Source organism: Wolbachia endosymbiont (group A) of Lasioglossum fulvicorne, assembly GCF_964028605.1.
Classification (GTDB): domain Bacteria; phylum Pseudomonadota; class Alphaproteobacteria; order Rickettsiales; family Anaplasmataceae; genus Wolbachia.
The window spans coordinates 573,739-585,037 of sequence record NZ_OZ034798.1 but is presented as its reverse complement, the minus strand read 5'-3'; the positions used below and the strand labels follow the sequence as shown (position 1 = coordinate 585,037).

At 35.0% G+C, this 11,299-nt stretch carries 10 protein-coding genes; 4 read left to right on the top strand and 6 right to left on the bottom strand.

The window, feature by feature from the left end; genetic code table 11:
- Positions 1-269: 269 nt before the first annotated feature.
- The 3 genes from ABWU71_RS03170 to hslV form a co-directional block, all read right to left on the bottom strand.
- Positions 270-1,062 (bottom strand): IS5 family transposase gene (locus ABWU71_RS03170; RefSeq protein WP_265023453.1). Its coding sequence is split into 2 segments (ribosomal slippage): positions 270-797 and positions 799-1,062, totalling 792 coding nucleotides; the frame shifts between segments, so codons are not numbered across the junction.
- Positions 1,063-1,333: 271 nt separating this feature from the next.
- The gene (gene hslU / locus ABWU71_RS03165; protein WP_353284767.1) at positions 1,334-2,824 is read right to left on the bottom strand and encodes an ATP-dependent protease ATPase subunit HslU; all 1,491 of its coding nucleotides are present in this window, start codon (positions 2,822-2,824) and stop codon (positions 1,334-1,336) included.
- Position 2,825: 1 nt separating this feature from the next.
- Entirely contained in the window at positions 2,826-3,380 is a 555-nt protein-coding gene (hslV, locus tag ABWU71_RS03160; protein ID WP_353284766.1) for an ATP-dependent protease subunit HslV, read from the bottom strand.
- Between the two features lie 115 nt (positions 3,381-3,495).
- Here hslV and gshA point away from each other — a divergent pair, with 115 nt between their 5' ends.
- Positions 3,496-4,656: a glutamate--cysteine ligase gene (gene gshA, locus ABWU71_RS03155; RefSeq protein WP_353284765.1), complete on the top strand. Its 1,161-nt coding sequence runs from the start codon at positions 3,496-3,498 to the stop codon at positions 4,654-4,656.
- Between the two features lie 3 nt (positions 4,657-4,659).
- Here the strand turns inward: gshA and ABWU71_RS03150 are convergent, their stop codons facing one another.
- From ABWU71_RS03150 to ABWU71_RS03140, 3 genes are all read right to left on the bottom strand, one after another.
- Entirely contained in the window at positions 4,660-5,475 is an 816-nt protein-coding gene (locus ABWU71_RS03150; RefSeq protein ID WP_353284764.1) for a hypothetical protein, read from the bottom strand.
- Positions 5,476-5,552: 77 nt separating this feature from the next.
- Positions 5,553-6,500, bottom strand: coding sequence for a ferrochelatase (gene hemH, locus ABWU71_RS03145; RefSeq protein WP_353284763.1), 948 nt, complete (start codon positions 6,498-6,500; stop codon positions 5,553-5,555).
- A 271-nt stretch (positions 6,501-6,771) separates the two neighbouring features.
- Complete coding sequence (locus ABWU71_RS03140; protein WP_353284762.1) at positions 6,772-7,677, bottom strand: hypothetical protein; 906 nt, start codon at positions 7,675-7,677, stop codon at positions 6,772-6,774.
- A gap of 113 nt (positions 7,678-7,790) precedes the next feature.
- Here ABWU71_RS03140 and ndk point away from each other — a divergent pair, with 113 nt between their 5' ends.
- From ndk to ABWU71_RS03120, 3 genes are all read left to right on the top strand, one after another.
- Complete coding sequence (gene ndk, locus ABWU71_RS03135) at positions 7,791-8,210, top strand: nucleoside-diphosphate kinase (protein WP_353284761.1); 420 nt, start codon at positions 7,791-7,793, stop codon at positions 8,208-8,210.
- Between the two features lie 1,027 nt (positions 8,211-9,237).
- A complete protein-coding gene (gene recR, locus ABWU71_RS03125) occupies positions 9,238-9,837 on the top strand; it encodes a recombination mediator RecR (RefSeq protein ID WP_410530614.1) in 600 nt (199 codons plus the stop codon).
- Between the two features lie 3 nt (positions 9,838-9,840).
- Complete coding sequence (locus ABWU71_RS03120; protein WP_353284759.1) at positions 9,841-11,061, top strand: P-loop NTPase fold protein; 1,221 nt, start codon at positions 9,841-9,843, stop codon at positions 11,059-11,061.
- Positions 11,062-11,299: the final 238 nt, after the last annotated feature.

The window sequence follows — 11,299 nt, the reverse complement described above, 5'->3', positions numbered from 1 at the left end:
TGGATCCAAGTATTCTGGGCACTGGGATGACAGGAGAAGGAGGCTACTTGCATGACACCATTCTTTTTTCTGGATCCCAGTGTCTGGGCACTGGGATGACGAGAAAGGAGCACTGGGATGACATCCTCCCTAGCGGAGATTGCTCTCAACTCACAATGTTCGTACAGTAAGCACTGACCACTTTGCTTCAATATTTGCGCATTAGCCGTGTCCCTGAACAGATACAAAAAATCTATTGTTTTTTTATAAATTAAATCCTAAGAGCCTGTTCATAATCTTTTCAGAAGTAAGGCAGTGAAAGCCAGAACGACCATTTGTAGGCTAGTATTGAGTTTTCGCTCACAATTTTTCCACAATCTTCTACATTTTTCTAACCAAGCAAAAGATCGCTCCACAACCCATCTTTTGGGCAATACAACAAAGGAATGTAATTCATTTCTTTTTATCACTTCAACGGTTGCACCAATAATCGTTTTTATTTGAGTTGCAAAATTCTCTCCAGTATAGCCTGCATCAACCAGTACATTTTTAACTCCCGAGAGGTTTTCTTTTGCATTTTCGACCATTCTCACAGCACTGCTACGGTCAGTTATCTCTGCTGTTGTTATATAAATTGCATGGGGCAAACCTTGCGTATCTACTGCAATATGGCGTTTTATTCCTGAAATCTTTTTGCCTGCATCATAGCCTTTTTCTTCAGCAGTATCTGCATTTTTTACACTCTGTGCATCAATTATGCAGAAGCTGGTTTTTTCTTTCCGACCATTGTTTTGTCGGACCACGCCAACTATTTTTTTTTAACACCAGCTCCAGAACACTTTCTTTATCTGCATCTGGTTTTTCACTCCACTTCTTAAAATAGTCGTAACAATTGCGCCATTTTGGAAACTCTTTTGGTAGCATTCTCCACTGACAACCGCTTTTCAGAACGTATAACACTCCACAAAATACATCATACAAATCAAGTTTCCTTGGTTTTGTTTTTTTTCTACAGGACTCTAGATCTGGTAACATAATCTCAAATCTTTCCCGACTTATATCACTTGGGTATAAACTCCTCATATATCCTAACTTATATATATTATCTCTTAGTTTATTCCTTTCTTGAGATCATGTACAGGTTCTTAGAAAACTTACTATAACTTGGTCGCAATTTTCATTAAAAGACAAACGTAGAAGGGCTAGAGTATCCACTTTAACCTCTCTAAATTTGTTCACAATCTCTTAACTTGACGCGTATGGTTTATTTAACACTCCCTAGCTGAAATTTTAGGTCTACTGGCTGATCTTCTGAACACTCTCTATACTACTTAAAGTGGGCTTTTCGTTTTTCCTAAAGTATAAACTTAGATAAATCAAGCTGCTTTGAAATTGACTCAAGTTTATCTTTTACATACTTGCTGTCTATAATGAATTTTTCGCTATTTTTCTCAGAAGCAATGAAACTTATCTCATCTAAAAGCTTCTCCATGACAGTGTGAAGCCTTCTTGCGCCTATATTTTCCACTTGCCTATTAACTGTAAACGCGATTTCAGCTATGGTTTTTATACCATCATCAGTGAACTCAAGTGTCACATTTTCTGTTTTCATTAAAGCTATGTACTGCTTTAACAAACTAGATTCTGGTTCCTTTAATATTCTTATTAAATCCTCTTGAGTAAGTGCCTTAAGTTCTACCCTGATCGGTAATCTGCCCTGCAATTCCGGTAAGAGGTCAGATGGTTTAAACTGATGAAAAGCACCAGATGCAATAAATAATATATAGTCTGTTTTTACATGGCCATACTTAGTTGTAACAGTTGTTCCTTCAAGTAATGGTAACAGATCGCGTTGCACTCCTTCTCTGTTTACTTCACCTTTTACTTCTGTACGCGCTGCAATTTTGTCTATTTCATCCAAAAATACTATACCGTCATTACTAACAAGATCAATGGCTTCTTTGATTATCTTATCTTCATCCATTAGCCTTTCACTTTCTTCATTAATTAATATTTCACGCGCTTCTTTTACCTTCACCGTAATAGTTTTTGTTTTTTTGCTCCCGTTAAACATCTTGCCCATTATTTCTGTTACATTCATCACACCAACTTGCCCACCTGGCATGCCTGGTATATCGAAAGTAGGTAACATACTCTTGCTCTCTCTGACGTCAATAGAAACTTCTCCGTCCTCAAACTCTTTATTCCTCAACCTTTCTCTAAAAATTTTTTTACTCTCTTCGGTTGCATTTTCGCCTACCATAGAGTTTACTATTGTTTTCTCAGCTAAAATTAAAGCCTTTTTAGCTAAGGCTTTACGGGCTTTCTCTTTAACTAAAACTATTGCTGCATCAACTAAATCGCGTATTATCGAATCAACGTCACGTCCAACGTATCCTATTTCAGTAAACTTCGTTGCCTCAATTTTTATGAACGGTGCACCGGCAAGTTTTGCTAAGCGACGAGCTATTTCAGTTTTACCAACCCCTGTATGACCGATCATCAATATATTCTTAGGTATGATTTCATCACGCAATGGAAATGGAACCTGATTGCGACGCCAACGATTTCTGAGCGCAATAGCAACAGCACGCTTTGCATCATCCTGTCCGATTATGAATCTGTCCAATTCTTTAACTATCTTCTGTGGTGGCAGGTCATCTAACAAAACTTGAGTACTGTCATTAACTTGAACATCGCTGTCATTTGAATCAAAACCACTCTTAGTATCTTTATAGAGGTTATCTTTTTCATCGTAGGTGTCACTACTACAAGACCGCCCTTCTGAAAGGGTTATGGGCTGATTGGAAAAATTAGTGCACAAAGTTTTTTGCTTGGAAGACATATCACTCCTCTATTTTTTCAATAATTACATTATGATTTGTATAAACACATATATCAGCAGCTATCTTCATAGCCTTTTTCGCAATTTCCTCTATTGACATTCCTTTAATGTCAATTAAAGCTCTTGCTGCAGATAGAGCAAAATTTCCCCCAGAGCCAATAGCTGCGATTCCATCTTCAGGTTCAAGAACATCACCTGTTCCCGTAATTACTAATGAAATAGATTTATCTGCAACAATCATCATAGCTTCTAATTTCCTCAGATATTTATCCATTCTCCAGTCTTTTGCAAGTTCAACACATGCTCTCATTAATTGCCCTGGGTGCTTGTCAAGTTTAGATTCTAATCTTTCAAAAAGAGTAAATGCGTCGGCTGTTGCCCCGGCAAATCCAGCAATTACAGAATCACCAGAAAGACGCCTAACTTTTTTTGCTCCAGATTTTATAACAGTGTGGCCCAGTGAAACTTGTCCGTCACCTATTACTACTACACTTTTATCTTTTCTAATTGACAGTATAGTAGTTCCATACATTTTATTGTTATCGTGTTGAATCATTTTTCTATCACTTTAAATAAGAATCTCATTATACTTTAATCTTTAGTCAAATTTACTAAATATGTTTAACCATAGCTTATAACATAATACTTTCCTTATAACATTTAAAGTGCAGATGCAAAACATAATTCACCCAGATTTGGAAAAAAGTATAAATAATTGGTTCGAAGCAAAATTTAATGGCCTTACATTGCCATTTTATAGCTCTATAGATCTTAGAAACTCCGGCTACAAAATTGCCCCAGTGGACGCTAATTTATTTCCTGCAGGATTCAATAACTTAAGTGAAGAATCAAGAACAATGGCAGCAAGATTGATAAAAAGCTACTTTAAAAGACATCAATACAAAAAGGTTCTTATAATACCGGAAAATTATACACGCAATAAAATGTACATAGAAAACGTATTTGTTATAGAGAAAGTACTGCAACTCGCAGGTTTTGAAACTAGAATTGGCCTTTTACATAGTGAAGTATACAATTTAATAGAACAGTATGAAACTGTTGTGAAAGAAAACTCTCTGCTAAAGACAACTTCAGGATTTGTGCCTGATGTTATTATACTGAACCGTGATATGACGAGCCACATTCCAGACACGCTAAAAGATGCAAAGCAAGATATAGTACCAAGCCCACTATACGGTTGGCATAGCAGGCAGAAATTTAAGTATTTTGAAATCTATCAAGAATTAGCGTCTGAGTTTTGTAGCGAATTTAAAATGGACCCATGGCTAATTTCTGTGCTTACAGAGAGCTGTGATGGAGTCGATTTTGATGATGATTCGTCACTAGGAGCAGTAGCAACTAAAGTTGACCAAATATTATCTCTAGTGCAAAAAAAATATGAGGAATATGAAATAAAAACACAACCTTACGTTTTTATCAAAGCAAGCAATGGCACATATGGGATGGGCATTATAACAGTAACAAGTGGAGAGGAAATATTAAACCTCAATAAAAAAAAGCGTCATAAAATGAAAAAGATAAAAGAAGGAATAGCAATCAATAGCGTTATTATACAAGAAGGTGTACCAACCATTGACATGTTTAAAAGCAGTTCTGCAGAACCACTAATATACTATATAGGAGATACTCCAACATGTTACTTATACCGATGTAATAGCAGGAAAGATGTATATTCCAGCTTGAATGCCACTGACTGCGAGTTTCATGATGTTAGCCAGGTTGTGGAAGGTAAAATTCTATCACTTTGGAGTATTATTAGCAAATTAGCAGTAATAGCGTTGGCAGTAGAAATAAAATCTTTTCACCTCTAACCCTTATATTTCCACAACGTCGCCATTGGGGAGACCATTACCATCATAATCGTGCCTAATATGATCAGCGCCACCAAGTTCAGTGGAAGGATCATCATTGACAGGTTGATTAAACAACTTATCAAGTTGAACTGCAAGAAATACTGCACTATATATTATGCTGACTGTTACGCTTAAGTTGAAATTATAGATTATACCACTACCCAAGTTTATTGGTATAGTTGGAGTTTCTATCCTTCTTAATATGAAGTTTAATAAACTTAACGACAAAGTTAATGTGCTGATAATAAGGTCCTTCTTACACTTAGCAGACTTTTCAGGATCCTTATTATCTAGGTATTTTCTCCATGAATAATAGTAACTTATAGGTTCCGAAATAAACAGAAATAGGATCGTTGATGTTAAACTAATATAACTTGTTACATCTGCATTACCTCTAGCCAAAAAATGGATGACTTTTAACATCATCAATGCTTCTATGGTGCTGCTTGCAAGGTTAGCCGATTTACCCAAAATTTTTGCTAATTCTTTTTTACCCTTAGGGTCTTTATAATCTTTTACCAAATCCCGTAGGATAAATGCAGAATGGACAATGTATAGGGTAGATGTCGGAAATTTCACCCATCGGGCAACATTCTTTATAAAGGAGATATTGGATCTATTATTGTCAATGAACTCGCAGCAAAATTGCAGTGAAATCTTACACAATAGGGCTGTTAAACCTGTTGTGATGCAGATTACCTTCCTGATATCATGATTATAAGCATCATGTACCTTTTGTGCAACCGTATTTGATTTTTCTTTTAGCTTGCTTGGCATGAAATAGTTAAAAAATAATAACTTTCTGTTATTCTATCACATAAAATCCTAAAAGAAAAGCACTATAAATCAGGGCTTTAAGGGAGATTTATGCATAAATCAGCCAAGCATTTAATAAACAAAGAATCGGCACTGAGAGTTGGCACGCGAAAGTAATATCCATCCTTGATAATTGCTTTATATTCTATATCAAGTTCAACTAGAGTTTCTGAATGCTCAGAAACAAAAGATATAGGTGATAGAACTACAGGTACACCATCAATTTTTGCGCGTAATAGCTCACTTTCAGTGCTTGGCTCTAGCCATTTTACAGGACCAATCTTACTCTGATAACATATTGACCAATCAAGATCTTTAATATTCAAATTTTTTACTATTAATTTTACTGTTTCTTCTATCTGTGAAGCATAAGGGTCGCCTTTTTTAATAATACTAAGAGGTAAGCTATGGGCTGAGAATAGGACTCTTGGCTTATCGATTCTGCTGGCTAATTTGTAATGCTTAGCTATTAAATTAGCGTGAGCTTTAATAAAGTCTTCGTTATTATAATAATGGTGAATTATTTTTGTATCGCACTTTAGACCATGGTTTTTAGCATTTTTTTGCCAATTTTCGATGGATGATAAAGTTGTGGTAGTTGAATATTGAGGGTATAGTGGCAGCAAAATTACTTCATCAGGATCAAATTGTTTTACACTTTTAATAGCTTCGTCAGCAAATGGACGCCAATAGCGCATGCAGATGAATACCTTGTGTACATGGTTTCTATCTTCATTTAATTTTAGTTCTAAAGCATTAGCTTGCATTTTTGTATTCTCCAGAATTGGCGATTTACCTCCAATTTCCTCGTATATTCTTCGTGCAGTACTTTCTCGTTTTGCGGATATAAACTTTGCTAAAAGAAACCGAAAAGGGTTCGGCAAATTGATTATCCTCTTGTCATAAAAAAGATTAGATAAGAAAGGACGGACCGCATTGAGTGAATCAGGCCCACCAAGATTAAATAAGATAACTGCCTTTTTCATTTGGTCTTTTGCAAATAATTGTTAAAACTGCAAGATTACTTTTTGCCGTCGTTCCAGCGCGTGATGCACAACAACATTGTGATTTGAGGGCTATTTCTACTAAGATGGTGTCATCCCAGTGCTCCGACACTGGGATCCAGGATTTTACTAAATTGGTAAGTATAAAAGTGTTATGTGAAGACAACGTCCTCGATGAAATTGTGTGAAAGTGCTGTATTCCAGACTGGAATGACAAAATAGAATACACTTAAATAACAGAAAAGAGGCACATTCAGGCTCCGCAACAAGTTGCTTTTGGGGTGCCTATAAACTCAGCTATAGGCTCATCAAATTTAGTTATAGGCACTAAATTTCTTACACTTGCATACAATAAATGACCTGATCTCTGCACGTTACTCTTGGTGGATGTGAAGCTCCAATCGAAAAATGTATCGACAAAAAGACTTGGTACCGTTTCAAGAAGTTCAACAGCAGCTAAAGATAGCATTATACAACTTTGCAGGACCTTCAAAAGAACCTTTAGGGGAAAAAGTGAAACTTCAACGAAAAGAGAGGTGCTACTTGTTTCATCCAGTAGTCGCCCTGAGTTAGGCGAATTATACTCGGTGTGTTTTCTATTTTGATCAAAGATAGGAAATTTTATAGTATCTTTCTTAAATTCCGCGTCTATTTCTCCTCTACTATGGTTGGTGATTTTTTCCATTAACTTCTCACGCACATGCCAAGTTCTTACAATAAAACATGTGGCAATCATTAAGGCAGCACATAAAAGTGCGCATTGTATAAGACTTATACTGCTTACCATAACTGGCAGTGCAAAACAAACAAATGGTACTATAATCATCATCTCAAAAAATGGAATAGTGTTTCTTTTCATTGCAAAGGCAGCAGTATCTCTTAAAAATTTGTGTTGCTGGTTAAAGTTTTTTTCTTTTTGCTCTATTTCTTGTGTAGCAAAATTGCCATCTGTATCCTCAGCAAGTGCAAGCTTGGAAGCCTGTATGTTGTTACATCTTTCAATATTTTCCTTTTGTTGTACATGAGCAGATGAAGTGCATTTATATATGCTATATTCCAAATAACTTAAAAAGGCCAAATTAAAAGTTAAAAATCCTTTTGTTCCACAAAAAATTGATGATTTTAGGTTGTTTGCTAGTTTTTCACAACAGTAACCCATACAATACCTCCTTGATGGTTTATCCTTGACTATAAATAAAAAACTACTTTTATCAAATAAAAATTTACAATAAAATAAATCTATAAATATACTATTTCATATAAGGAAACAATATGGCAATTGAGAAGACACTTTCGATATTAAAACCTGATGCAGTAAAAAATAATATTACAGGCAAGATAAATTCATACATTGAAAGCTCTGGGCTGAAAATTATAGCACAAAAAATGATGTTACTAACAAAAAAACAAGCAGGGCTGTTTTATGAAATTCATAAAGATAGGCCTTTTTTTGGGGAATTAGTAGAGTTTATGACCTCTGGTTCTGTGATAGTTCAAGTTTTAGTTGGTGAAAATGCAGTAAGTAAATACAGACAAATCATGGGAGCTACCGATCCAAAGCAGGCAGATAAAGGCACAATCAGGGGTGATTTTGCTGATGATATTAGTGAAAATAGAGTTCACGGCTCGGATAGTCTAGAAAATGCTCATAAGGAGATAGCTTTCTTTTTTGCTGAATGTGAGTTGGTGTAGTTAACTCAGATTGGCGTCATCCAAGTAGCTGATAACATAGAAACGAAAAAACTTACTTGACAAGCCTTAACAGCCCCCTTATCATGGTGCTAAAGGTATTCAGTTATCTTCATCTGTGCAGGTTAAACAGCAAGAAAACAACGTAGTTGGCGTCTTATTTTTAATTTTTTGCACTATGTGCACCTTATGTCTCCACAACATTTCTGGGTCTTTACCTATATAAGCTGAAACGCGCTTATAAGTCGTTTAAGAAAGTATAGTACGCCGATTTGCAGGATTAGAGAGTGACAACTAGCTAACACGGGGTTTCTTTTGCCTTTTTTTCTGCTTAGTAAATTTCTTAAACATTTAAACTAAGGTGAGTTGCATTTAAAAGCAGCTAAATTGCAGTGTTTAAGACTTAAAAAACGCCAATACTGAAAATAGACAATGACTAGGGTTTCGTGTGCCTTTTTTTTCATTTGGTAAATTTCTTAAATATTTATAGCTAAAGTAATTTAAAAGTCCGTGAAGGGTGTCATGCCAGTGCTTGACACTGGCATCCAGTTTTCCATATAATCTCATCAAAAATGTTTATTTTCTAGCTACTTTTATACTTATCAACCCAGTATGCTTACTTACAATTAAAATTTCTGGATCCCAGTGTCTGGGCACTGGGATGACAGCTAGCCTGACAACTGTCATCCTGCTACTTGTTAGCGGCTAAGGGATACCGCGAATGAATCGCGGTATGACGTAGAAGCTATACTTTGATGCTTACAAACTTAATAAAATTCCTGGATCCCAGTGTCTGGGCACTGGGATGACAAAGGAGAGCTACTCGGATGATACCTTTTTTCTACTTAGTTTGGGTTATGCAAGAAGTCTATTATAATCAGGCTTTAAGTATGCGGAAGTAATTTTTTGCGTTAGAGTAAAAAATTTTTTCTATAGCTAATCAAAGTGGGATCAAGAGAAACTTACCACTTTCTTTACAAAGGGTTTGATGTTACCATTTGACTGCCTATTTTGAATTTATTGAATGAACATTAACATAAAAAATCTAGTTCATGCTTTCTCTAAATTGCCAAGTTTAGGGCCATCATCATCACGCAGGTTAGTTATACATTTACTCCAAAACAAAGAAAAAGTTATGCTACCACTTGCATCTTTGATTAAAGAGCTAGCAGATCTTATAATAGAGTGTGAAGTTTGCGGAAATCTAGATACTAAGTCACCTTGTTCTATTTGTACTAACCCAAAACGTGACACTAAGTTACTGTGTGTAGTAGAAGAATTGGGTGATCTATGGGCGTTTGAAAAAGGAAATATATATTCAGGTTTATACCATGTTTTGGGTGGCAGATTGTCTGCGATAAATGGCATAGGTCCAAAAGAACTTAACCTTGACACTATTCTGAAAAGAGTGACAGAGTCTAAAATTGAAGAGATCATTATCGCGATTAATCCAACATTAGAGGGCCAAGTTACCGTACAGTATATAATTGAGTCGCTAAAAAACTTGGATGTGAAAATATCACGTCTTGCTTGCGGCATACCAATGGGCGGAGAAATTGACTATCTTGATGAAGGAACGCTGAGGATAGCACTTACTTCAAGACAAGAATATGAGTTAAATATAAAATAAGACATGTGCTTAAAAAAACTTATATCGTTTATAACATTTAAAAGAAAGAAAACAGCTCCGCCACCTAAGATAATGGCTTGGGCAAATGATTGCTTGGGCTATAAACAAGTTTCAAGCAGATTTAGCGCTATAGTTAAGACAATTGGAAAGTCTTTTACAATAATATCTTTGGAAGGATATGATGGATGGGGCAAGACGTTTTTTTTGAAAGAATGGGTAAAAGAGTTAAAACAGCAAAATGAAATTGCAGCTTATTATAGCGCATGGGATATCAATGCATTGGACCAACCACTTCCTTCTTTTTTAAATTTTCTATTTGAAGATTTATTTGCATCGTATGAAGTAAAAAGAAGCGTTATACAACAGTTCAAAAACATAAACAAAGAACTGTTTTCTCTAAACACACTAGGAAAGCTGATCAGTAAATCTCCACTTGCTATGCTTTCAGTATTTCTTGATGCTGCAAAAGAGGCTGATAAAAAAGACATAGGTTTTGTCTTGAGTGAATTAAGTCTTCTCCAAAGAAGAAAAGAGAGTACTAGAGATTTCAAAATACAGTTAGCGGATGTAGTTAATAAAATCAGAAAAGACAAAAACATTTATATAATGGTGGATAATCTTGATGTGTGCCGTCCTAAATTCGTTGTCGATTTTTTGGAATCTATAAAGTATATGCTTGATGTGGAGGGGCTGGTTTTCATTATTTCTGTAAGTAAAGATAAGAGTAATGTACAAAGAGCAATTAGCACAATACTTGGACCAAATTTTGACCTAAAATCTTTTACTGATCTCTCTTTACATTTGCCAAAACAACCGATAAAAAAATTTACAAAAGAACTATTTGAAAATATTAAATTACCGAAAAAATCAAAAAGTTTAATTATAGATAATTTTATATTTTATGCAGAAAGTCTATCACTATCGCTGAAAACAATAGAATACTGCGTGAAAAAAATAAAACTATGTCTTCTGAATTATATAAAGGAAGAATTACCTGATCCGAATTTGTTTTCATTTTTGGTAATACTGCAATCGATAAATATTGATATATATGAGGAATTAGGTTTTTCATATCAAACAGCTTTGGAAAAAATTGAAAGTGAATATAAATCTTTAGTTCTAAATGGTCAAGAAGAATGGGAAAAACTTAAAACCTCTCTAGAAACTGCTTTTGCAGAGAAGGAGTCAAAAATTAACAAAGCTATAAAGGATATACTATTTTGAAAAGATACCCTACCTTTACATATACAAAGATAGGGTAACATTTGATTAACGCACTTTTACTATGTCATTACCTTGTTCAAACTTTCTGATTAATTCGCTTACATTGACATTAGATAATTTTTTACCTGCAGATTTGTCATTATGTGAAGCATCAGGTTTACGAAGGTCCTCCTTACTGTTACTCCTAGTAATATTATAGCTCTTTTCATAGAAGTCCGGATGTGATAAGATAAGGATA

Coding starts and splice junctions, on each gene's coding strand:
- hslU (WP_353284767.1), bottom strand. CDS start 2,824: ATGTCTTCCAAGCAAAAAACTTTGTGCACTAATTTTTCCAATCAGCCC.
- hslV (WP_353284766.1), bottom strand. CDS start 3,380: ATGATTCAACACGATAACAATAAAATGTATGGAACTACTATACTGTCA.
- gshA (WP_353284765.1), top strand. CDS start 3,496: ATGCAAAACATAATTCACCCAGATTTGGAAAAAAGTATAAATAATTGG.
- ABWU71_RS03150 (WP_353284764.1), bottom strand. CDS start 5,475: ATGCCAAGCAAGCTAAAAGAAAAATCAAATACGGTTGCACAAAAGGTA.
- hemH (WP_353284763.1), bottom strand. CDS start 6,500: ATGAAAAAGGCAGTTATCTTATTTAATCTTGGTGGGCCTGATTCACTC.
- ABWU71_RS03140 (WP_353284762.1), bottom strand. CDS start 7,677: ATGGGTTACTGTTGTGAAAAACTAGCAAACAACCTAAAATCATCAATT.
- ndk (WP_353284761.1), top strand. CDS start 7,791: ATGGCAATTGAGAAGACACTTTCGATATTAAAACCTGATGCAGTAAAA.
- ABWU71_RS03120 (WP_353284759.1), top strand. CDS start 9,841: ATGTGCTTAAAAAAACTTATATCGTTTATAACATTTAAAAGAAAGAAA.